The organism is Kitasatospora sp. DSM 101779 (assembly GCF_025655475.1).
Lineage (GTDB): Bacteria > Actinomycetota > Actinomycetes > Streptomycetales > Streptomycetaceae > Kitasatospora.
Genome location: NZ_JAHTIK010000001.1, coordinates 4,969,562 through 4,991,578, shown reverse-complemented (window position 1 = coordinate 4,991,578; position 22,017 = coordinate 4,969,562). Strand labels below are relative to the sequence as shown.

The 22,017-nt window shown below is 73.8% G+C and carries 20 protein-coding genes; 6 read left to right on the top strand and 14 right to left on the bottom strand.

Going from position 1 to position 22,017, the window contains the following annotated elements:
• Window positions 1-49 precede the first annotated feature (49 nt).
• On the top strand, window positions 50-1,591 hold the full coding sequence (locus KSNIM_RS22830) for a hypothetical protein (RefSeq protein ID WP_263105025.1): 1,542 nt from the start codon (window positions 50-52) through the stop codon (window positions 1,589-1,591).
• Between the two features lie 63 nt (window positions 1,592-1,654).
• Here the strand turns inward: KSNIM_RS22830 and KSNIM_RS22825 are convergent, their stop codons facing one another.
• The 7 genes from KSNIM_RS22825 to KSNIM_RS22795 all read right to left on the bottom strand — a co-directional run bounded on the left by KSNIM_RS22825 (window position 1,655) and on the right by KSNIM_RS22795 (window position 8,658).
• Complete coding sequence (locus tag KSNIM_RS22825) at window positions 1,655-3,082, bottom strand: glycosyltransferase family 2 protein (protein ID WP_263105024.1); 1,428 nt, start codon at window positions 3,080-3,082, stop codon at window positions 1,655-1,657.
• 42 nt (window positions 3,083-3,124) lie between these two features.
• A complete protein-coding gene (locus KSNIM_RS22820; protein ID WP_263105023.1) occupies window positions 3,125-3,703 on the bottom strand; it encodes a 2'-5' RNA ligase family protein in 579 nt (192 codons plus the stop codon).
• The gene (gene trpS, locus KSNIM_RS22815) at window positions 3,703-4,740 is read right to left on the bottom strand and encodes a tryptophan--tRNA ligase (protein ID WP_263105022.1); all 1,038 of its coding nucleotides are present in this window, start codon (window positions 4,738-4,740) and stop codon (window positions 3,703-3,705) included. Before trpS ends, KSNIM_RS22820 begins: the two co-directional genes overlap by 1 nt.
• Before the next feature lie 30 nt (window positions 4,741-4,770).
• Window positions 4,771-6,084: a hemolysin family protein gene (locus tag KSNIM_RS22810; protein ID WP_263105021.1), complete on the bottom strand. Its 1,314-nt coding sequence runs from the start codon at window positions 6,082-6,084 to the stop codon at window positions 4,771-4,773.
• Window positions 6,085-6,163: 79 nt separating this feature from the next.
• Entirely contained in the window at window positions 6,164-7,156 is a 993-nt protein-coding gene (locus tag KSNIM_RS22805; protein WP_263105020.1) for a malate dehydrogenase, read from the bottom strand.
• A 229-nt stretch (window positions 7,157-7,385) separates the two neighbouring features.
• The gene (locus KSNIM_RS22800) at window positions 7,386-7,799 is read right to left on the bottom strand and encodes a DUF3017 domain-containing protein (RefSeq protein WP_263105019.1); all 414 of its coding nucleotides are present in this window, start codon (window positions 7,797-7,799) and stop codon (window positions 7,386-7,388) included.
• 4 nt (window positions 7,800-7,803) lie between these two features.
• A complete protein-coding gene (locus KSNIM_RS22795) occupies window positions 7,804-8,658 on the bottom strand; it encodes a bifunctional methylenetetrahydrofolate dehydrogenase/methenyltetrahydrofolate cyclohydrolase (RefSeq protein WP_263105018.1) in 855 nt (284 codons plus the stop codon).
• 316 nt (window positions 8,659-8,974) lie between these two features.
• Between KSNIM_RS22795 and KSNIM_RS22790 the strand changes: the two genes are divergently transcribed.
• The 3 genes from KSNIM_RS22790 (at window position 8,975) to KSNIM_RS22780 (ending at window position 10,643) form a co-directional block, all read left to right on the top strand.
• Window positions 8,975-9,376, top strand: coding sequence for a hypothetical protein (locus KSNIM_RS22790; RefSeq protein ID WP_263105017.1), 402 nt, complete (start codon window positions 8,975-8,977; stop codon window positions 9,374-9,376).
• On the top strand, window positions 9,373-9,807 hold the full coding sequence (locus tag KSNIM_RS22785) for a DUF2752 domain-containing protein (protein WP_263105016.1): 435 nt from the start codon (window positions 9,373-9,375) through the stop codon (window positions 9,805-9,807). Before KSNIM_RS22790 ends, KSNIM_RS22785 begins: the two co-directional genes overlap by 4 nt.
• 143 nt (window positions 9,808-9,950) lie before the next feature.
• Window positions 9,951-10,643, top strand: a complete 693-nt coding sequence (locus KSNIM_RS22780) for an RDD family protein (RefSeq protein ID WP_263105015.1) — start codon at window positions 9,951-9,953, stop codon at window positions 10,641-10,643.
• Between the two features lie 78 nt (window positions 10,644-10,721).
• Here the strand turns inward: KSNIM_RS22780 and purH are convergent, their stop codons facing one another.
• Both purH and purN read right to left on the bottom strand, forming a co-directional pair.
• A complete protein-coding gene (purH, locus tag KSNIM_RS22775) occupies window positions 10,722-12,302 on the bottom strand; it encodes a bifunctional phosphoribosylaminoimidazolecarboxamide formyltransferase/IMP cyclohydrolase (protein WP_263105014.1) in 1,581 nt (526 codons plus the stop codon).
• Window positions 12,299-12,958: a phosphoribosylglycinamide formyltransferase gene (gene purN / locus KSNIM_RS22770; RefSeq protein ID WP_263105013.1), complete on the bottom strand. Its 660-nt coding sequence runs from the start codon at window positions 12,956-12,958 to the stop codon at window positions 12,299-12,301. The genes purH and purN overlap by 4 nt, the downstream gene beginning before the upstream one ends.
• Before the next feature lie 471 nt (window positions 12,959-13,429).
• Here purN and KSNIM_RS22765 point away from each other — a divergent pair, with 471 nt between their 5' ends.
• A complete protein-coding gene (locus tag KSNIM_RS22765; RefSeq protein ID WP_263105012.1) occupies window positions 13,430-14,098 on the top strand; it encodes a hypothetical protein in 669 nt (222 codons plus the stop codon).
• 349 nt (window positions 14,099-14,447) lie between these two features.
• Here the strand turns inward: KSNIM_RS22765 and KSNIM_RS22760 are convergent, their stop codons facing one another.
• The gene (locus KSNIM_RS22760) at window positions 14,448-15,836 is read right to left on the bottom strand and encodes a DUF6350 family protein (protein WP_263105011.1); all 1,389 of its coding nucleotides are present in this window, start codon (window positions 15,834-15,836) and stop codon (window positions 14,448-14,450) included.
• 117 nt (window positions 15,837-15,953) lie between these two features.
• On the opposite strand from KSNIM_RS22760, the gene KSNIM_RS22755 reads away from it, so the two are divergent.
• On the top strand, window positions 15,954-17,618 hold the full coding sequence (locus KSNIM_RS22755) for a LuxR C-terminal-related transcriptional regulator (RefSeq protein ID WP_263105010.1): 1,665 nt from the start codon (window positions 15,954-15,956) through the stop codon (window positions 17,616-17,618).
• Between the two features lie 90 nt (window positions 17,619-17,708).
• Here the strand turns inward: KSNIM_RS22755 and sucD are convergent, their stop codons facing one another.
• The 4 genes from sucD to KSNIM_RS22735 form a co-directional block, all read right to left on the bottom strand.
• Window positions 17,709-18,599, bottom strand: coding sequence for a succinate--CoA ligase subunit alpha (sucD, locus tag KSNIM_RS22750; RefSeq protein WP_263105009.1), 891 nt, complete (start codon window positions 18,597-18,599; stop codon window positions 17,709-17,711).
• A gap of 17 nt (window positions 18,600-18,616) precedes the next feature.
• On the bottom strand, window positions 18,617-19,792 hold the full coding sequence (gene sucC, locus KSNIM_RS22745; RefSeq protein ID WP_263105008.1) for an ADP-forming succinate--CoA ligase subunit beta: 1,176 nt from the start codon (window positions 19,790-19,792) through the stop codon (window positions 18,617-18,619).
• 324 nt (window positions 19,793-20,116) lie between these two features.
• Entirely contained in the window at window positions 20,117-21,301 is a 1,185-nt protein-coding gene (locus KSNIM_RS22740) for a VWA domain-containing protein (RefSeq protein ID WP_263105007.1), read from the bottom strand.
• Window positions 21,302-21,450: 149 nt separating this feature from the next.
• Window positions 21,451-22,017: DUF5682 family protein (locus KSNIM_RS22735; protein WP_263105006.1), on the bottom strand; the 567-nt coding region annotated here is incomplete at its 5' end.

Here is a 22,017-nt window from a genome sequence, read left to right as displayed (position 1 = left end):
TCGGACACCCGTTCCACGCCGACCCCGCAACCGCGATACGGAGAGAACCGTGCTGGACACCTCAGCCGTCGCCGTCGGTCCCGCCGCCGGCCGGCGCCTCCACCGGGCGGCCCGGCGGGTCGCACCACGGTGGCGCATGCCGCTGCTGGTGACGGTCGGCTGCCAGGTGATCTGGCTGTTCTACTGGGCGGCCTTCTACCCGGGGCTGCTCAGCTTCGACTCGGTGATGTACACCTGGCAGGTCACCACCGGGCACTGGACCTCCGACCACTCCGTGCTCTACGACGCGATGGTCTGGGTGGCGCTGCACCTGCCGGGCAAGTTCGCGGTGCTCACGCTGGCGCAGACCACCGCGATGTCGGTGGCGCTCGGCTACGCCTGCGCGGCGGTGCGGGACCTCGGTGTGCGGGCGCGCTGGTGCGTCCCCGCCGCGCTGGCCACCGCCGCGCTGCCGCCCACCGGGACCTTCGTGGTGTTCGTGTGGAAGGACGTGCCCTTCACCGTCAGCGCGCTGCTGGTGTTCGCCGCGGCGGCCCGGCTGGTCGCCCGGCGCGGCACCGCGATGGAGCCCGGCCGGTGGCTGCGGCCCGGCGGCTACCGGTTCGACCTGCTGGTGTTCGCCGCCGGACTGCTCGGCCTCGGGCTGTTCCGTAACAACGGGCTGATCGTCGCGCTGTTCGCCGGCCTGGTGCTGCTGCCCTTCCTGCCGGGCATGCGCAAGTCGCTGGCGGCGCTGACGCTGGTCGCGGTGGTCCTGCCGGGCGCCGCGCAGCTGGGCGGCTACCGGATGCTCGGGGTCGCGCAGCCGCCGGCCAACTCCGTGTTCGGCATGAACTACGCGGACATCGCGGTCGCCTACAAGCAGGTGCCGTGGGTGTTCAGCGGCGCCGACCGCCGGCTGCTGGCCGAGGTCGCGCCCATGTCGACCTGGGAGATCGGCGCCAACTGCCGCACCGCCGACCTGCTCTCCAACAGCGGTGCCCCGTTCGACCGGCAGGCCGCGCAGCAGCACAACGACGAGCTGGTCGACCTGTGGATGAAGGTCTTCAAGAAGCGGCCCGACGTGCTGGTCGACGCCCGGCTGTGCCGCGGGGCGATCGCGTGGGACCCGTTCTCCGACTGGAACGTGGACGCCGGCGCCACCATCATCGCGCCGCTGGAGCGCCCCGGTGACCTGTGGGGCTGGGCCGCCAGCCCCGACTCCGCCCGTCCCGGGGCCGGTGCGGTGCAGATCAGCGGCCGGATGGCCGACAGCCCGTACCTCCCCGCGCTGCGCAGCCACCCGCTGTCGAAGCGCCTGAACCTGGCCGCCACCTGGTTCACCAACCTCTCGAAGGCCCGGCACTTCGACACGCTGCTGTGGCGCGGCGCCACCTGGACGTACCTGGCCTACGCGGCGCTCGCCTGCTACGCGGTGGGCCGGCGCAACCGGGCGGTGTGGGGGACGGCCGGTGTGCTGCTGGGCATGCAGCTGATGCTCATGGTCTCCACGCCCGCCGGGCTGTTCCGCTACAACGTGGCCCCGCTCTTCATCGGGCCGCTCTGTCTCGGGCTGATCGCGGCGGCGCGGCGCGTCCGCGAGCGGAAGTAGCGGCGGTCGCGCCGCGGGGTCGCAGCGGCCGTCGGCGCGCCGCGGTCCACCGCGGATGCCCGCTCAGAGCAGGCGGCGGCGCAGCGCGCCGGCCGCCGCGCGCGGCGACAGGACGTCCAGCAGCGCCTCGCCCTTGCGGTCGGTGCGGATGCGGGTGACGCGCGGTCGGCCGCCGGCCAGCACGGGCCTGCCGCGCCCGGCCCGGCCGAGGTCGGCCGGCCGGAGCGGCATGTCGTAGGTGCCCGCCCCGAGCCGCAGGCGCAGCAGGAACTGCCAGCTGCCCGGTGCGGGCAGCGCGGCCGGGTCGACGTGGATGCGGCCGGTGAAGAGGCTGCCGTCCGCGGCGGGCAGCGGCTGCTCGACCTCCGCCCCGCCGCCGGTGCGGCGCAGCAGCAGGCTCTGCTGCGGCTCGTCTGGCCCGTAGGTGCCGGGGGGCAGGGTCAGCGCGGTGCGGGTCTCCACGAGGTAGCCGCGGCCGTCCCGGTGGACGGCGCCGTGGTCGGGGCAGCCGGCCTGCTGGAGGCGGGCGAGGGTTTCGAGTTCGGCGAGCAGGCCGTCACGCAGCAGCCGGACGCGGATCCGGTCGAGCGGCGGCAGTGCGGTGAGCGCCGAGTCGGGGACGAGCTCGGCCAGGACGGCGCCGGACTCGCGGGCGTACCGCTCGCGGAGGTCCTCGGACCAGTCGAGGAACTCGCCGCGGAACCGGTTGAGCAGTTCCTCCTGGACCCAGCGCAGCAGCAGGGCGTCCTGGGCGGCACCGGGCGCGGTGTGCGCCAGCACGGTCTCCACGGCGCCGCGGACCTGGGCGTAGAAGGGTTCGGGTTCGACGACCTGCCGGGTGAGGTGGTCGAAGCCGTCGCGCTGCACGAGGTAGTAGCAGTCGTAGTCGGCCACCACCGAGATGGCGCGGGCCAGGAAGTAGGCGGGGACGACGAAGGCCTGCTCCTCGGCGAGCCGGACCCCTTCGGCGAACCGCAGGCCGTGCTCGGCGACCAGGGAGCGGCGGTACAGCTTGTGCGCGGTCAGGCTCCAGACCGCGCGGGTGGTGTGGACGTCGCCGACGGTGACCCCGGTCTCGAAGGGGATGTGGGCGGCGCTGCGGCCGACGCCCCTGATCCGGCCGAGGACGACGTCGGAGCCGTCCCGTTCGGCGGCGGCGACCATCCGCTGCAGGGCCTCGCGGCCGAGGTGGTCGTCCGGGTCGGCGAAGAAGAGGTACTCCCCGCGGGCGAGGGCGATCGCGCGGTTGCGCGGGCCGCCCGGGGCGCCGCTGTTGGCCTGGTGGACGACCCTGATCTGCGGGTGCTCGGCGGCCCAGCGGTCGAGCGCCTCGCCGCTGCCGTCGGTGGAGCCGTCGTCCACCGCGACGACCTCCAGCCGGTCGCGGCCGATGGTCTGGTCGAGGACCGATCGAAGGCACTCGTCGAGGTGGTCCACCGCGTTGTAGACCGGAATGACCACGCTGACCTGGGGTATCGCCTGCTCGACCATGCGGGACATGATAGGCGCCGGTGCGGGGCGCCCCCGGCGCGGCTACCCCCCGAAGGTGTAGTCGCGCCAGGGCCGCCAGACCTCGTCGGGGCCGAAGCGGGAGAGGCCGAAGCCGGGCACGGTGAAGGCGGCGTGGAAGGCGCGGGCCTTCTCCTGGGCCTCGTCCAGGATGTCGTCGGCCAGCCCGTGCGCCACGGTGACGTGCGGGTGGTACGGGAAGGCCAGCTCACGGGCGAGCGGCCCGGAGCGCACCGCGGCCTCCAGCTCGCGGCAGTCCTGTGCGCCGCCCTCGACCCGGACGAACACCACCGGGGAGACCGGCCGGAAGGTGCCGCTGCCCTGCAGCAGCATCGGGAACGGCCGGTGCGCGGCGGCGACCGCGAGCAGGTGCGCCTCGATCTCCGGCAGCCGCACCGTGGGCACCTCGGTCGGTGGCAGCAGAGTGACGTGCGTGGGTATGGACCGGGCGAGCGGGTCGCCGTGGCCCGCGCGGGCGTCCTGGACGGCGGAGCCGTACGGCTCCGGCACGGATATCGACACGCCGATGGTGACGGCCTCCGGAAGTCCGCGGAACTCCCGGAGGCCGCCGCCGTCGGCACCTGCTCCGGCGGTGGGCGGCATCAGCGCTTGGGCGCCAGGAAGCCGATGCGGTCGTAGACCGTGGCGAGGGTCTGCGAGGCGACCTCGCGGGCCTTCTCCGCGCCGAGGCCGAGCACCCGGTCGAGCTCGGCCGGGTCGTCCAGGTAGGTCCGGGTGCGGGCCTGGAAGGGCGTCACCCACTCGGTGAAGAGCTCGGCCAGCTCGGTCTTGAGCGCGCCGTACATCTTGCCCTCGAAGTGGGCGACGAGCTGCTCGACGGACTGGCCGCTGAGCGCGGAGTGGATGCGCAGCAGGTTGGAGACGCCGGGCTTCTCCTCCTCGTCGTAGGAGACGACGGTGCCGGTGTCGGTGACGGCGCTCTTGAACTTCTTGGCGCTGGCCTTGGGGTCGTCGAGCAGGTTGACCAGGCCCTTGGCGGAGGAGGCCGACTTGCTCATCTTCGCCGTCGGGTCCTGGAGGTCCAGGATCTTGGCGGTCTCCTTGAGGATGTGCGCCTTGGGGACGGTGAAGGTGGGCGCGTAGCGGGCGTTGAAGCGCTCCGCGAGGTCGCGGGTGAGCTCCAGGTGCTGGCGCTGGTCCTCGCCGACCGGGACGAGGTCGGCCTGGTAGAGCAGGATGTCGGCGATCTGCAGGATCGGGTAGGTGAACAGGCCGACCGTGGTGCGGTCGCTGCCCTGTTTGGCGGACTTGTCCTTGAACTGGGTCATCCGGGAGGCCTCGCCGAAGCCGGTGAGGCAGTTCATCACCCAGCCGAGCTGCGCGTGCTCGGGCACGTGCGACTGGACGAACAGGGTGCAGCGCTCCGGGTCGAGGCCGGCGCCGAGCAGCTGGGCCGCGGAGATCCGGGTGTTCTCGCGGAGCTGGGCCGGGTCCTGCTCGACGGTGATCGCGTGCAGGTCGACGACCATGTAGAAGGCGTCGTTGGCGTCCTGCAGGGCGACCCACTGCTGGACGGCGCCCAGGTAGTTGCCGAGGTGGAACGAGCCCGAGGTGGGCTGGATGCCGGAGAGCACCCGGGGACGGTCCTTGACCGGACCTGCGACCGCTGCGTTGACCATGTCGGCCATTGTTCCAGTTTCACCGACCGCTCAGGAAACATCTGCCCCGGGAGGTTCCGCCAGTGTGACGGCACTCACCCGGATCCGTTCGATCCGGCGGCCGTCGAGCTTGGCGACGGTGAGGCGCACCCCGTCCTCGGTGGTGACCTGGTCGCCGGACTCGGGCAGCCGGCCGAGCTCGCGGACGAGGTAGCCGGCCACCGTCTCGTAGGGGCCCTCGGGCAGGGCGACGCCGGTCTCGTCGGCGAAGTCGGCGAGGTTCAGCATCCCGTCGATTTCCATGCCGCCGCCGGCCAGCCGGCGGGTGGCGGTGGTGTCGAGGGCGTCGTACTCGTCGCGGATCTCGCCGATGACCTCCTCGACGAGGTCCTCCAGGGTCACGATGCCGGCGGTTCCGCCGTACTCGTCGACGACGATCGCCAGGTGGTGGCCCTCGCGGCGCATCTCCCCCATCGCCTCCAGCACCCGCTTGGTGGCGGGCAGCAGCTTGACCGGGCGGGTGAGGTCGCGGACCCGCACCGCCTTGGCGCCGCGGGCGCCGTAGAGGTCCCGGACGTGGACGAAGCCGGTGACGGAGTCGTAGGAGCCCTCGACGACCGGGTAGCGGGAGTGCGGGGCGGAGTCCGTCTCCGGGCGGACCTCGGAGACCAGGCGCTCGGCGTCGAGGAAGGTGACCTCGGTGCGCGGCTTCATCACCTCGCGCAGCTGGCGCTCGCCAGCGGCGAAGACGTCGTTGATCAGGGCGCGCTCGTCGCTGCCGAGTTCGGTGTTGGCGGCGACCAGGCCGCGCAGTTCCTCGGAGCTCATCGAACCGCGGCCGGCCGTCGGGTCGCCGCCGAGCAGGCGCACCATCAGGTTGGTGGAGAGGCCGAGCACCCAGATGGCCGGGCGCAGCACCACGGACATGACGTCGACGACCGGGGCGGCGAGCACCGCGATGGAGTCGGCCCGCTGCAGGCCGATCCGCTTGGGGGTCAGTTCGCCGAGGACCAGTGAGGCGTAGCTGATGACCAGGGTGAGCCCGACCAGGGCGACGGTGTCGGCGAGCCCCTCGGAGAGGCCGAGGCGGACGAAGAGCGGGGCGACCTTGCCGGCCAGGGTGTCGGCGCCGAACGCGGCCGAGAGGAAGCCCATGCAGGTCACGCCGACCTGGACGGCGGCGAGGAAGCGGTTGGGGTCGGCGGCGAGGTGGGCGGCCCGGGCGGCGCGCCGGGTGCCGGCCGCCTCCAGGGCGCGGATCTGGCCCTCGCGCAGTGAGATCAGCGAGATCTCGGCGACGTTGAACAGACCGCCCAGCATGATGAAGACGAGGACGAGCGCGGCGTCCTCGATGTTTTCGGTCACGGCAGGAGTGTAGAAGGACGGCCGGCCGCCCCCTGGGCGCCCGGCCGTCCTTCCGTTTCCGGCCGTGTCAGGCCGCGGCTCAGATGAGGCCGAGCTCCTGCACCGCGTCGCGCTCCTCGGCGAGCTCGTTGACGGAGGCGTCGATGCGGGCGCGGTCGAACTCGGAGAGCTCCAGGCCCTGGACGATCTTGAAGGTTCCGTTCTCGGTGGTGACCGGGAAGGAGGAGATCAGGCCCTCCGGCACGCCGTAGGAGCCGTCGGAGACGATGCCCATCGAGGTCCAGTCGCCGGCCGGGGTGCCGTTGACCCAGGTGTACACGTGGTCGATGGCGGCGTTGGCGGCCGAGGCGGCCGAGGACGCGCCGCGGACCTCGATGATCTCGGCGCCGCGCTTGGCGACCTTCGGGATGAAGAAGTCCTGGACCCAGGCCTGGTCGGAGCCGGTGGCCTCGAAGGCGGACTTGCCGGCGATCTCGGCGTGGAAGAGGTCGGGGTACTGGGTGGCGGAGTGGTTGCCCCAGATGGTGACCTTCTTGACGTCCTCGACGGTGACGCCGGCCTTCTTCGCGAGCTGGGCGACGGCGCGGTTGTGGTCGAGGCGGGTCATCGCGGTGAAGCGCTCGGCCGGGACGTCCGGGGCGTTGCGCTGGGCGATCAGGGCGTTGGTGTTGGCCGGGTTGCCGACGACCAGGACCTTGATGTCGTCCGCGGCGTGGTCGTTGATGGCCTTGCCCTGCGGGCCGAAGATGCCGCCGTTGGCCTGCAGCAGGTCGCCGCGCTCCATGCCGGCGGTGCGCGGGCGGGCGCCGACCAGCAGGGCGACGTTGGCGCCGTCGAAGGCGGTGGCGGCCTGGTCGGTGATGGTGATGTCGCGCAGCAGCGGGAAGGCGCAGTCGTCGAGCTCCATCGCGACGCCCTCGGCGGCCTTCAGGCCCTGCGGGATCTCCAGGAGGCGGAGGTTCACCGGGACGTCGGCACCGAGCAGGTGGCCCGAGGCGATGCGGAAGAGCAGGGCGTAGCCGATCTGGCCGGCCGCTCCGGTAACGGTGACGTTGACGGGGGTGCGAGTCATTTCTACCTTCTCCAGCAAATCGCCAGGTGCCCCAGGCACGTCGGCGCACTGGAGCCGAGGATGATCTCTCGACGTCGAGAGACCTGCGTCAGGTTATCGCAAAGGCAAGCGTATGCCGCCTCGCCGGGCGTGGCTGTTGCGTCACACAGCGCTCGGCCGGTCTCCGGCGCGGAGCGCGGGGCCGCCGCAACGGTGGCTCCCTCCACGCCCCGCGCCGGGTCGCGCCGGGTCAGTGCCGGGGCCGGCCGACCAGCCGTCCGATGTCGTCCAGCCACGCGAGGTGCAGCCACGGGTCGGGCTGTGCGACCAGGGTGAGCAGCACGACCACACCGCCGAGGAAGGTCAGCACGCCGACGTCGGTGAAGCGGCTGCGCACCGCGAGCATGCCGACCTCCGGCAGGGCGAGCCGCAGGGCCGCGCCCAGCAGCAGCGCGATGCCGACGATCAGCAGGCCGATCTTGAAATCGGCGAACCAGATGACGGCGAGGCCGAGCCCCGCCACCGCCAGGACGACCGTTATCGGCCATTGCCGGACCGGCAGCGAGTGGTCGCGCCCGAGCGCCGCGGCCGAGCCCTCCGGCGGCAGGGTGCCGGTGGTCTTCAGCGGGCGGCGCCGGGTGCGGGGGGCGCGTACGACCGCCATCGGCTCAGTGGTCGGCGCGGCGCTCGGCCGCCTCGACGATGTTGTTGAGCAGCATGGCGCGGGTCATCGGGCCGACGCCGCCCGGGTTCGGGGAGATCCAGCCCGCGACCTCGGCCACGCCGGGGTGCACATCGCCGACGATCTTGCCCTCACTGCGGCTGACACCGACGTCGAGGACGGCCGCACCGGGCTTGACGTCGGCCGGCTTGACCAGGTGCGGCACACCGGCGGCCGCGATCACGATGTCGGCCTTGCGCAGGTGGTAGGCGAGGTCCCGGGTACCGGTGTGGCAGAGCGTGACGGTGGCGTTCTCGCTGCGGCGGGTGAGCAGCAGGCCGATGGAGCGGCCGACGGTCACACCGCGGCCGATCACGACCACCTCGGCGCCGTCGATCTCGACCTGGTGGCGGCGGAGCAGCTCGACGATGCCGAGCGGGGTGCACGGCAGCGGGCCCTGGATGCCGAGGGCGAGGCGGCCGAGCGAGGTCGGGTGCAGGCCGTCGGCGTCCTTGTCCGGGTCCATCAGCTCCAGGACGGTGTTCTGGTCGAGGCCCTTGGGCAGCGGCAGCTGCACGATGTAGCCCGTGCAGGCCGGGTCGGCGTTGAGCTCGCGGACGACGTCCTCGACGTCCTGCTGGGTGGCGGTGGCGGGCAGCTCGCGCTGGATCGAGGCGATGCCGACCTCGGCGCAGTCCTTGTGCTTGCCGTTGACGTACCAGCGGCTGCCCGGGTCGTCGCCGACCAGGACGGTGCCGAGGCCGGGGACGACGCCCCGCTCCTTGAGGGCCGCCACGCGGACGGCGAGTTCGGACTTGATCGCGGCGGCGGTGGCCTTGCCATCGAGAATCTGGGCAGTCATGGCCCCCATTCTCCCGGATCGCCGACGGCGGACGCGCCGCGGGCCGGACGGCGCGGGCGGGGGCGTGCCGTCCGGTGCGCGCGCCGTCCGGGTGCCCCGGCCGGCCCGCCCGGCACGGCACGGCACGAACCGCCGCAAGGCGGGCAGCGGGCGCGGGGGCCGGGTTGCGGTTGCGCCACAGTTGTGTCCGCGAGGCGGTCGCGGCTGGACAGCGCGCCGTGGTAACGACCACGATGGCCCGAGCAATCTCTGCTGCCCGCGTCCTGGTGACAGGCCATCGGGGACAACGGGGGACGATCGTCGGGGGAAGACCACAGTGAGCAATCCGTACCAGCCGGATCCGTACGGCGGCTACGGCCAGCCGCAGCAGCAGCCCTACGGCACGCCCGGGTACGGCGCACCGCAGTACCAGCAGCCGCAGCCCGGCTACGGGTACCCGCAGCAGCCCCAGCCGTACCCGCCCGCCGGCCCGGTGGTGGTCCAGGCGAACTCGCCGGCCACCGCGTCCGTGGTGCTGGGCTTCATCGGCATCCTGACGTCGTGCTTCTACGGCGGCTTCCTCGGCCTGATCGGGCTCGGCGTCGGCATCGCCGGCCTGAACAAGTCGAACCAGACGGGGGTCGGCCGCAACGCGGCGATCGGCGGCATCGTGCTGAACGTGCTCTCGGTGCTGATCTCCATCGCGATCGTGGTCTTCTACTTCAGCGTCAAGCCGTGACCGTCCCGGCGCCCTCGTTCGCGGGTGCGCTGGCCGGCCGTTGGCGGAGCACCGCCGACACGCTGTCCGGCGCGCTGATGCGCGTGCTGCTGCGCGGAGCGGGCGGCGCGGTCGCCGCCGTCGCGGTGGCCCAGCTGCACGACTCCCACGACCCCGGCGTGCTCTGCCTGCTGCGCCGTTTCACCGGCATCCCCTGCCCGGGCTGCGGCAGCACCACGGTCTTCATCGAGGCGGGCCACGGCCACTTCGGCGCCGCCCTGGCCGCCAACCCGGTCACCGCGGTGGCGGCGGTCGCGCTGCTGCTCGCACCGCTCGGCCCGGGCCGCTGGTGGTGGGAGCTGCCGGACAGGCGTCGCAACGCGGTGATCGGTGCCGCCTTACTGCTGGCCTGGACGTGGCAGCTGAACCGCCTCGGCATCTCACGTCCCTGAAGTCCGCGGGACCTGACGGTTATTGACCCCCCGATGTCAGGCCCTTCCGCTAGTGTCCCACCCGGTCGGTGCCTCAACTGCCCGTCCGTCCCCAGGGTTTTCCTGCAGTTCCGTCCACACTCCTTCCTGCCCGGAGGCATTCGATGAGTTACCCGCCCGACCCGAACAACCCGTACAGCCAGCAGCCGCCGGCCCCGGGCTACGGCTACCCGCAGCAGGCCCCGCCGCCGGCCCCCGGCTACGGCTACCCGCAGCAGGCCCCGCCGCCGGCCCCCGGCTACGGCGCGCCCGGCGGCTACGGCATCCCGCCGCAGCCGGGCCCGTACGGCAACGCGGCCCACGTGCAGCAGTTCTACGCGGGCTGGGGTTCGCGCGTGGTCGCGCGCATCATCGACGCCTTCACGATCTTCCTGATCCCGACCATCCTGCTGAACATCGGCTACTTCAAGATGATCAGCGACACGGTCAACTCGATCGGCGCCGGCCACATCGACCCGGTCACCGGTGAGTACGTCGCCGCCACCACCACCACGTCCTCGGGCAGCGGCGGCGGCCTGCTGCTCGGCCTCGGCGCCGTGCTGTACATCGGCGCCCTGCTGCTGCTCGCCTACCTGCAGGGTGTGAAGGGCCAGAGCATCGGCCAGCGCGCCGTCAACATCCGCCTGGTGCGCGAGGCCGACGGCCAGCCGATGGGCTTCGGCATGGCCTTCGTCCGGCAGATCTGCCACGTCGTCGACGGCTTCTGCTGCGTCGGCTACCTGTGGCCGCTGTGGGACGCCAAGAAGCAGACCTTCGCCGACAAGATCATGAGCACCGTGGTCGTCAAGGCCGCCTGATCCGTCCGGCAAGCCCGAAGGCCCCCGCACTCCGAGGAGTGCGGGGGCCTTCGGCATGCGGCCCGGGGCCGCAGGACGTCAGTGGAAGAAGTGGCGGGTGCCGGTGAGGTACATCGTCACGCCGGCCTTCGCGGCGGCCGCGACCACCTCTTCGTCGCGGATCGAACCGCCGGGCTGCACCACGGCCTTCACCCCGGCGGCGACCAGGATCTCCAGGCCGTCCGCGAACGGGAAGAAGGCGTCCGAGGCGGCGTACGCGCCCTGCGCCCGCTCGCCGGCCCGCTCGACCGCGAGCTTGCAGGAGTCCACCCGGTTGACCTGGCCCATGCCGACGCCGACCGAGGCGCCGTCCTTGGCGAGCAGGATGGCGTTGGACTTGACGGCCCGGCAGGCCCGCCAGGCGAAGGCGAGCTCGGCGAGCTCCGCCTCGGAGAGCGCCTCACCGGTCGCCAGCGTCCAGGTCGACGGCTCGTCACCGGCCGCGTCCACCCGGTCGACCTGCTGCAGCAGCGCGCCGCCGCTGATCCGGCGGACCTCCAGCGCGTCGGCGGGCGCCTCGGGGGCGCGCAGCACGCGCAGGTTCTTCTTCTTGGTCAGCACCTCCAGGGCGCCGTCCTCGTAGCCGGGGGCGACGACGACCTCGGTGAAGATCGGGGCGATCTGCTCGGCCAGCTCGACGGTGACCGGGCGGTTGACCGCGATGACGCCGCCGTACGCGGAGACCGGGTCGCACTCGTGCGCCTTGCGGTGGGCCTCGGCGACGTCCGCGCCGACCGCGATGCCGCACGGGTTGGCGTGCTTGATGATCGCGACGGCCGGCTCGGCGTGGTCGTACGCGGCGCGGCGCGCGGCGTCGGTGTCCATGTAGTTGTTGTAGGACATCTCCTTGCCGTGCAGCTGCTCGGCGCCCGCCAGGCCGCCGGTGCCGTCGGTGTAGAGCGCGGCCTGCTGGTGCGGGTTCTCGCCGTAGCGCAGGACGTTCTGGCGCTCCCAGGTGGCACCGAGGAAGGCCGGGAAGGACTCCTCGGACTCCGTGTAGCCGGACTCCTCGAACCAGGAGGCCACGGCCACGTCGTACGCGGCGGTGTGCGCGAAGGCCGCGGCCGCCAGTCGCTTGCGGGTCAGCAGGTCGAAGCCGCCGCCCTTGACCGCGGCGAGCACGTCGTCGTAGCGGGCCGGGTCGACGACCACGGCGACCGAGGGGTGGTTCTTGGCCGCGGCGCGGACCATCGACGGGCCGCCGATATCGATCTGCTCGACGCACTCGTCCGGGGTGGCGCCGGAGGCGACGGTGGCGGTGAACGGGTACAGGTTCACCACGACCAGGTCGAAGGGCTCGACACCCAGCTCGGCGAGCTGCGCGCGGTGCGACTCCAGGCGCAGGTCCGCGAGGACTCCCGCGTGCACCCGCGGGTGCAGGGTCTTGACCCGGCCGTCCAGGCACTCGGGGAAGCCGGTCAGCTCGGAGACCTCGGTCACCGGGACGCCCGCGGCGGCGATCCGGCCCGCGGTCGAGCCGGTGGACACGATCGCGACCCCGGCGGCGTGCAGCCCCTGGGCCAGCTCCTCCAGTCCGGTCTTGTCGTAGACGCTGATCAGCGCGCGACGGATCGGGCGTACGTCCTCGGAGACGGGGGGCGTGCTGTGGGCGGCGCTCATGCCGGAATCCATACCTTTCGGTCTTCGATGCGGTGGCCTTCGCGGGCCAGCCGGCCCACGACCTCGACGAGCAGCGTGCGCTCGACAGTCTTGATGCGCTCGTGCAGCGCTTCGCCGCCATCGGCGTGGTCGGCGTCGAGGACCTCCACGACGCCCTGCGCGATGATCGGCCCGGTGTCCACGCCGGCGTCGACCAGGTGGACGGTGCAGCCGGTGACCTTCACGCCGTAGGCGAGGGCGTCCGGCACGCCGTGCGCGCCGGGGAAGGCCGGCAGCAGGGCGGGGTGGGTGTTGACGATCCGGCCGGCGAAGGCGCCGATGAACTCCGGACCGAGGATCTTCATGAAGCCCGCGGTGACCACCAGGTCCGGCTCGTACCCGGCGACCGAGGCGGTCAGCGCGGCGTCCCAGGCGGCCCGGTCGGCGTGGTCGGCGATCCGGTGGACGAAGGTCGGGATGCCAGCGGCCTCGGCCCGCTTCAGGCCGGCGATGTCGGTGCGGTCCGCCCCTACGGCGAGGATCACCGCGCCGTAGGCCGGGTCCTGCGCCGCGTCGATCAGCGACTGGAGATTGGTGCCGGAGCCGGAGACCAGGACCACCAGACGGGCCGGTCCGGGCGTACGCGGCGGAAAGACTTGGGCGGAAGCGGCGGCCACTGCGCGAATCTCCGTACGTCGTGTCGCCCGCTGGTACGTCCACCGTCGGTGGGGCCACTACGGGCGGCGGCAGGTCGAGCCGGACGGCGCCGCCGGGGCGTCTCCGCTGCGCTGCGGGGGCCCGGGGAACCGCTGTGGACTGCTGACCGTCACCACGATAACGGCTGGTCGAAGGCGTTCCGTCACCAGCAGGCCACGCTACGCGCGTAGTTGAGACACGGATCTCGCCGTAGCGTGCCGCGGCCGGACACGGATGGGCGGCCGGCCTGCGGGTAGGAGGAGCTGCGTCACCGCGGGCGGACCGAGCCCGCTGCCGCATCGCGACGGTGGCCCCCGGCGACGGCGCCCGGCACGGCCCGCCGGCCCACCCGGCAGGGCGCCGCCGAGCCCGTACCGCCCTGCGGGATCATTGGAGGCGCGGACCGCTCCGGAACGGTCCGACGACCCGGACGAGAAGGAATGGCCGACACCATGAGCAGCGGAGACGACACCGGCGAGCGCAACCCGTTCGCGCCGCCGCCGGCGGATGCCCCCGACCGTCCGTGGCAGCCGCGCGCTCCGCAGGAGCCCCCGGCGGAGCGGCCGGAGGACGACGACCGGGACGAGACCCGGGTGCCGCCGCCGCACCCGTGGAGCCCGGGCTACCGCGGCGGATGGTCCGAGCCGCAGCAGCCCCGCTTCGACCCGACCGACCCGGTGCAGCGGCGTTCCCGGTACGCGCTGAGCGCCGGCATGGCCGGCCTGTTCTGCGCGATCACCGGCATGCGGTACCTCGCGCTGCTGCTCGGTGCACTGGCGCTCTACTGGGGCATCAGCGCACTGCGGGCCGAACGGCCGGCCCCCGCCGCCGGCCCCGCACCGCACACCGCGGGCAGCGGCAACCCGCACGCCCTCGGCACCGCCCGGGTCGCCGGCTGGGCGCAGCCCCAGCCCACCCGGCCGCAGGTGCCCGCCGCCCTCGGCGGACTGCTCACGGGCGGTGTCGCGCTGATCTTCACGCTGTCCGTCTTCGGCTTCCAGCTCTATTACCACGACTACGTGACCTGCGTGAACGACGCCCTGACCAACGAGGCGGCGCAGAGCTGCAACAACCTCGCACCGGACGTCATCACCCAGCTCACCGATCCGGGCAACCGCTGACGCCGTCGCTCGGGGGGCGGGCGTGCCCGGCCCTCCGGGGGGTGGTGTGCTGTGTTCGCGCGCCTCGGGTCGGGGTCGGCCCGAAGCGCGAGGTACGCCCTCCCTGGGTTGCGCAGTTCCCCACGCCCCCGGAGTCGGGTCGGCCCCAACCGCCAGGCACCCCCACCCCGGGGACGCGCCGCAGTTCCCCGCGCGCCTGACTCGGGTCGACCCCAACCGCCAGGCACGCCCCACCCCGGGATGCGCAGTTCCCCGCGCCCCGGAGTTGGGTCGGCCCCAGGCGCGAGGTGCATTTCCTCCCCGTGCGCAGGGCGGCGCTGATGTGGCCTGGCCCGACGCGCTGGGTGGGTCAGGTGTTGTCGGGGCGGCGGGGTGGGTGGAGGTCGGCGAGGCGGGTGACGGCCTGGTGGAGGGTGCGGCGAAGGCGCGGGCAGCGGGCGGTGGCGGTCCAGGCGGCGAGGCGGGCCCCGGCGGGGTCGTCCGTGCGGGTGAGCAGCCAGCGGGCGAGCAGGGCGCCGGGCGGGACGACGGCGGCCGACCAGCCGGCGGCCGTGACGGCGGCCTGCCAGGGGACGGGACCGAGGGCGGACATCCGGCCGGCGGCGAGGGCGCCGCCCGAGAGCCACGCGGCCGCGGCGGCGGCTGCGGAGACCGTGAGCACGGCGGCGAACGCGACCAGGACGGTACCGGCCGGGTGCCAGGGGCGGGTGGTGCCGCTACCTGCGGCGGCCCGTCCGAGGAGCAGGGCGGGCACGGCTCCCGCGAGCAGGGGAAGGACCGCCAGGACGGCCTGCCCGGCGGCCCCGGGGCTGTCCGTCGGGACGAGTGCGAAGAGCGGGAACTCGGGCACCGTGCCGAGGTGGGTGGCCATCGGGGAGACGGCGGTACCGGCGCCTACGGCGAAGCCCGGCCCCAGTGCGTAGGAGGAGGTCCACAGCGCGGCGTTGGGCAGCAGCAGCGTGCAGGCCAGGAGGAGGCCGAGGACGCCCGCAGGACCGTCGGCGAGGCCGGCGGCGGAGCGGCCCGCGGTGCCGAGGGCGACCGCCGTGGTGAGCAGGAGGCCACCGGCGGCGAGCAGGCCGAGCAGCCAGCTCGCGGCGGTGCGGCGCAGCGCCGCGGCGGCGCCCTGCGGTGGCGCCCAGTCGGCCGTCGCCCAGGAGCGGAGGCGCGCTGCGAGGGCTGCCGGGAAGGCGGCCGGAAGCCCCGGTCGCGGGACGCCGTGGCCGGCGCAGAATCCCCAGGCCAGGCCGGCGGCGGTGACGGCGGCGACGGCCGGGAGGTCGGCGACCGGGTCGGCCGCGAGCACGGCCTCGTCGCTGCTGCACTCGGCGACGGCCAGCGCGGCCACCGCGAGGTACCCGATGCCCACGGGCAGGAGGGACCGCCAGGCGCCCCCGCCCTGCGGGGTGCGCGCGCCGGCCCGGGCGCCCGCGCGGCGGAGCAGGCCGATGCTGACGGCGGTGAGCAACAGCGGGGTGAGGGTGAGCGGCGACCCGCCCGGGCCGCGGGTGAGCGGGGCGCCGTGGCCGAGCAGCCAGAGGGCGCAGGCGAGCCGGAGGGCGCCGCGGGCGGTGACGTCGCCGTACGGGGTGATCACCCACAGGCCGAGGACGGGGACGGCGATCACGGAGAGCGCTAAGAGGGCCGTTCGGGCGCCGACGAGCAGGTCGGCGAACGGGGAGCGGGAGCCCAGATCGTCGGGCAGGCCCAGGATCGGACGGCCCATCAACTGCGTCATGGGCCACATGCTCCCAAGATCACCCGTTGCGCCCCGTGAAGCGGCGAACCTTCGCCGTGTCCCGGATTATTTGCTTATGTGCCTTTTTCGATTCTGCAGCCGCCGTGGGGAGCCACGGTGACCGCACCTTCGAAGGCCGACCGGGCCGGGGACGACCCCACCGGCCCCACGAACGCTGCCCGGCCCGCCGCCGCGGCGCCGTCCGCCCGGGTGCGGGAGGACGCCGCCCGGTTGCTGCAGCGGCTCACCCCCCGTGAGGCGCAGGTCGTCGCCCGGGTGGCGGCGGGGGACGACGACCGGGCCGTTGCCGCCGCACTCGGCGTCGCCCCCGCGACCGTTCGCAAGCATCTCAACCGGGCGATGCGCAAGCTGGGTGTCGGCTCGCGCGCCGAGGCCGCCCGCCTGGCCGCCCTGCTGGGGACGCCCGGGCGCGCCGCCGAACCCGCCCCGCCGGATCCCACGGGGGTCGCCGATCCCGTCGAGCCCGGGCCTGCGCCTGCGCCGGTCGAAGCCACGGCTGAACCGGCGCCGGACCGGGCACCGGAGGAGGCCCGGCAGGGGCCCCGCCGGCAGCCGCCGGAGCCGGTCCGGGCGCGGCCGCCCGCCCCGTCCGGGCCGCCCGTCGGTACGCCGCGCCGTCGGCCGGAGTTCGCCGCGTTCAGCGCGGCGGTGCACACCCGCTTGGTGCAGCAGACCTATCTGGTCACGGGATCGCCGCACCGGGCGGCACGCAGTGTGCGGATCGCCCTGGGCGCGGCGGCCCTGCGGTGGGACGAGGTGGCGGAGCTGCCGGACCCGGAGGGCTGGGTCCGGGCGGCGGCGTTCGAGTCGGCGCTCTCGCCGTGGCGGCGCGGCGGTCCTCGGCGTGCGGGCGGGCACCGCCTGCCGCACCGGACGATCAAGGTGAAGACCGACCGTGTCCGCCGCCGGGCCGACGAGAGCCGCCCGACCGCCCGGGACCGGGCGCTGCTCACCGCGATGCACCGGCTTAGCCGCCCGCAGCGCCGCGCGGTGGTGCTGCACGACGCGGTGGGCCTGCCGGTGGCGGCGGTGGCGGAGGAGGTGGAGTCCAGCACGGCGGCGGCCGAGGGGCGGGTCCGGGCAGCGCGCGAGGAGCTGGCCCGTACGGTGCCGGGGGTGGTCGGGGCCGACCCGTCGGCGCCGGGCTTCGGTCCGGCGCTCGGTGCGCTGCTCTTCGAGGCGGCGGTGCGCGCCTGCCCGTCCCCGCGGACGCCGTCGGCGGCCCGGCTGGCCACCGCGGGCCGCCGCCGCGCGCACGCGGTCACCGGCGCCGCGGGCCTGTTGACGCTCGGCATGGCGGGCGCGATGGTCGTCACCCTGGTGGTGGGCGGGCCGGACGACACGGCGCGCCCCGCCCGGCCCGCGGCGGCACCGCGGACGGACGTGTCCCCGCCGCCGGAGGTGTGTTCCTCGGCCGGTACGGGCAGCTCGGGCCCGGCCGCGCCGGGCCGGGAGCCGGGGCTGCGGAGCCCCTGGTGCAGTCCGACGGGCCCGCGGCCGAGTACGGGCCCGGCCGGGCCGGCGGAGGGCGGCACGGACGCCCCGGACGGGACCCCGTCCTCCGGTAACCCGCAGGACGGCACGGACGGCACCGGCGGCGGGACGGTGACCGAGGGTGCGGCCCCGCACGACGGGCAGCCGGTCGCCGGTCCCGCGGCGCTGTCCCGTCCCGCGGACGCGTTGCCGCTCCCGGTGCCGTGCGCGCCGCTCTGGCCCTGCCCGACGCTCGCCCCGGCGGAGGTCCCCCGGCTGCTCCCCTGACCGGAGAAGGCCGGAAGACGTCGAGGGCGCCGCGGACGGATGTCCGCGGCGCCCTCGCTCGTGGCGTCGGCCCTGAGGCCCGCCGGGGCCTTACTTGACGGTCGCGAAGAGCTCGCGGGCCAGGCGGGCGGTCTCGGACGGCGTCTTGCCGACCTTGACGCCGGCGGCCTCGAGGGCCTCCTTCTTCGCCTGGGCGGTGCCGGAGGAGCCGGAGACGATGGCGCCGGCGTGGCCCATGGTCTTGCCCTCGGGCGCGGTGAAGCCCGCGACGTAGCCGACGACCGGCTTGGTGACGTGCTCGGCGATGAAGGCCGCGGCACGCTCCTCGGCGTCGCCGCCGATCTCACCGATCATCACGATGACCTCGGTCTCCGGGTCCTCCTGGAACGCCTTGAGGGCGTCGATGTGGGTGGTGCCGATGACGGGGTCGCCACCGATGCCCACGGCCGAGGAGAAGCCCAGGTCACGCAGCTCGTACATGAGCTGGTAGGTCAGGGTGCCGGACTTGGAGACCAGGCCGATCTTGCCCGGGCCGGTGATGTCGGCGGGGATGATGCCCGCGTTCGACTGTCCGGGGGAGATCAGGCCGGGGCAGTTCGGACCGATGATCTGGGTCTTGTTGCCCTTGGCACCGGCGTACGCCCAGAAGGCGGCCGAGTCGTGGACCGGCACACCCTCGGTGATGACGACCGCGAGGCCGATCTCGGCGTCGATCGCCTCGACGACGGCGTCCTTGGTGAACTTCGGCGGCACGAAGATGACGGTGACGTCGGCACCGGTCTTCTCCATGGCCTCGGCGACGGTGCCGAAGACGGGCACGTCGGTGCCGTCGACGTCGACCGTGGTGCCGGCCTTGCGCGGGTTCACACCGCCGACGATCTGGGTGCCGGAGGCGAGCATGCGGCGGGTGTGCTTCATGCCCTCGGAGCCGGTCATGCCCTGGACGATGACCTTGCTGTCCTTGGTAAGGAAGATAGCCATGGTGAAAGTCCCCTTCCTTACTTCGCGTTGGCCAGCTCGGCGGCGCGGTCGGCCGCACCGTCCATGGTGTCCACCTGCTGAACGAGCGGGTGGTTGGCGTCGGTCAGGATCTTGCGACCCAGCTCGGCGTTGTTGCCGTCCAGGCGGACGACGAGCGGCTTGGTGACGGCCTCGCCCTTCTCCTCGAGGAGGGCCAGGGCCTGCACGATGCCGTTGGCGACCGCGTCGCACGCGGTGATGCCGCCGAAGACGTTGACGAAGACCGACTTGACGTCGGCGTCGCCCAGGATGATCTCCAGGCCGTTCGCCATCACCTCGGCGGAGGCGCCGCCGCCGATGTCGAGGAAGTTGGCGGGCTTCACGCCGCCGTGGTTCTCACCGGCGTACGCGACGACGTCGAGGGTGCTCATGACGAGGCCCGCGCCGTTGCCGATGATGCCGACCTGGCCGTCGAGCTTGACGTAGTTCAGGCCCTTGGCCTTGGCAGCGGCCTCCAGCGGGTTCGCGGCGGCCTTGTCCTCGAGCGCCTCGTGCTCCGGCTGGCGGAAGTCGGCGTTCTCGTCCAGCGAGACCTTGCCGTCGAGCGCGATGATCTTGCCCTCGCCGGACTTGATCAGCGGGTTGACCTCGACGAGGAGCGCGTCCTCGGCGATGAAGACCTTCCACAGCTGCTGGAGGACCTCGGCGACCTGGTCGGCGACGTCGGCCGGGAACTTCGCGGCGGCGACGATCTCGGCGGCCTTCTCCGGGGTGCAGCCCTCGTTGGCGTCGACCGGGATCTTCGCGAGCGCGTCGGGGTTCTCCTCCGCCACGACCTCGATCTCGACACCGCCCTCGACGCTGGCCATCGCCAGGAAGGTGCGGTTCGTGCGGTCCAGCAGGAACGAGACGTAGTACTCGTCCTTGATGTCCGCGGTCTGGGCCAGCATCACCTTGTGGACGGTGTGACCCTTGATGTCCATGCCGAGGATGGCCTCGGACTTGGCGACGGCGTCCGCCGGGTCGGAGGCGAGCTTGACGCCACCGGCCTTGCCTCGGCCGCCGACCTTCACCTGAGCCTTGACGACGGCGCGGCCGCCGAAGCGCTCCGCGATGGCGGCAGCGTCTGCGGCGTTCTCGATGACATCGCCGTCAAGCACGGGCACGCCGTGCTTGGCGAAGAGGTCCCTCGCCTGGTACTCGAACAGGTCCACGTGTTTGTCCTTGTTCGTGGTCGCGGATTGTGTCTCTTCGAGCGTGCCACGGCAGGATCTTCGCTGCGGGTCGTCGGGGCTGCGCGGGTACGCAGAGCTACGGCCTTGCGGTCCGTACAGCGCCGGGCGCACCGTCAATCAACACGCGCGTCACGTCCGTGTGGCAGGTTATCCCCGTACGACGGGCGTGTTTCGCCCGTGGCGGTGTCGGGCTTGGTGAGAACCGTCACAACGGGTGCGCCCGACAGGCCGGGGGCGGGTCTCTCATCGACAATGCCGATGCCGTGAGATGCGGACATCCCGCACCCGAACGGGTGAGGCGGCTCAGCCGTTGTCCGGCACCGGCAGCGGGCGCTTCTCGATCGCCGCGGCCATGATCTCCGGGAAGACGTCCGGCGTGCAGGCGAAGGCCGGGGCGCCGAGCTCCGCCAGGGCCGCGGCGTGCGCGCGGTCGTAGGCGGGGGCGCCCTCGTCGGAGAGCGCGAGCAGGGCGATGAACTGCACCCCGGCCGCCTTCATCGCGGCGACCCGCTTGAGCATCTCGTTGCGGATGCCCCCCTCGTACAGGTCGCTGATCAGCACCACGATCGTCTCGGACGGGCGGGTGATCCTCGACTGGCAGTAGGCGAGGGCGCGGTTGATGTCGGTGCCGCCGCCGAGCCGGGTGGCGAACAGGACGTCGACCGGGTCGCTCAGCTGCTCGGTCAGGTCGACCACCGAGGTGTCGAAGACGACCAGCCGGGTGTCCAGGCTGCGCATCGACGCCAGCACCGCGCCGAACACCGCCGAGTGCACCACCGACGCCGCCATCGAGCCGGACTGGTCGATGCAGAGGACGACGTCCTTCTTCACCGCGCGCTGCGCCCGGGCGCAGCCGATCAGCCGCTCCGGGACGACGGTGCCGTTGCCCTCCGGGCCGGCCTCGGGCAGGTAGTTCTTGAGGTTGGCGCGGATCGTGCGGTCCCAGTCGATGTCCCGGTGCCGGGGACGGTTCACCCGGGCCGAGCGGTCGAGTGCGCCGCCGAGGGTCGCGCGGGTGCGGTCGGCGAGGCGGCGCTCCAGGTCGGCCACCACCTTGCCGACCACGGCGCGGGCCGTCTCCCGGGTGGTCTCCGGCAGGGCGTTCTTGAGCGAGAGCAGGGTGCCGACCAGGTGGACGTCCGGCTCCACCGCCTCCAGCATCTCCGGCTCCAGCAGCAGCCGGTCCAGCCCCAGTCGGGAGATCGCGTCCTGCTGCATCAGCTGGACGACGGTGGTCGGGAAGTACTCGCGGATGTCGCCCAGCCATCGGGCCACCTGCGGCGCCGAACCGCCGAGGCCGGCACTGCGGGCCCCGCCGCGGCCGCCCTCCGCGTCCGCCCCGCGGTAGAGCGCGGCGAGCGCACCGTCCATGGCGGCGTCCCGCCCGCTCGGACGGTGGCCGGTGCCGTCGGCCTCGCCGCCGAGCACCAGCCGCCAGCGGCGCAGCCGCTCGGCGGCGGGGTCCAGCGGAGCGTGGGTGGCGGTCATGGGGGGTGCTCCTCGGGTACGGGTGCGGGTACGGACGAGCGGGTCGGCCGAGGCCGGGCCGGGCAGCCGGTGACGGCCTCTCAGCAGCCATGCAACCAGTCGGGACTGACATTCCGGCGGGCCCGGTCCGCCGCCCTCCGGGCCGCGGGTCAGGTGTTGCGGCCGGTGGGCTGGTGCGGGATGCGGGGCAGCAGGGGTACAGCCGCGGGGTCCGGCAGGCCGAGCAGGAGCGCGAGGACGGGCAGGGCGGCGTCCGCGCGGTGCTCGTCGAGGTCCTCGGGCGCGGCGGCCGCCTCGGCCGGGCCGGTGCCGAGCGGGCCGGCGGCGGCCCGCTCGCCGATGGTGCGGCGGACACCCGCCTCCAGGCCGGAGAACGTGCGGCGCAGCACCGGCAGCAGGTCGATCAGGGTGCCGCCGGGGACGCCGGTGAGCCAGTCGTCGAGGAGGCCGAGCAGGGCGGTGTCGTGCAGCAGCAGGGCGCCCCCGCCGGCGAGGAAGCCCTCGATCCAGCCGGCCGCGTCGGCGGGGGCCCCGGCCGGGGAGAGCACCAGGCCCATCCGGCGGCCGGCCTCCGCGGAGTCGAGCCGGCCGTCGTCGAGGAGCAGCCGGACGGCGCGGCCGCGCAGCAGCCCGGGGACGCCGGTGGCGGGGCCGCCGGAGGGCTCGCGGGCGGCCAGGGAGTGGAGGGCCGCGGCCCAGCGCTCGGCGGGGTCGTC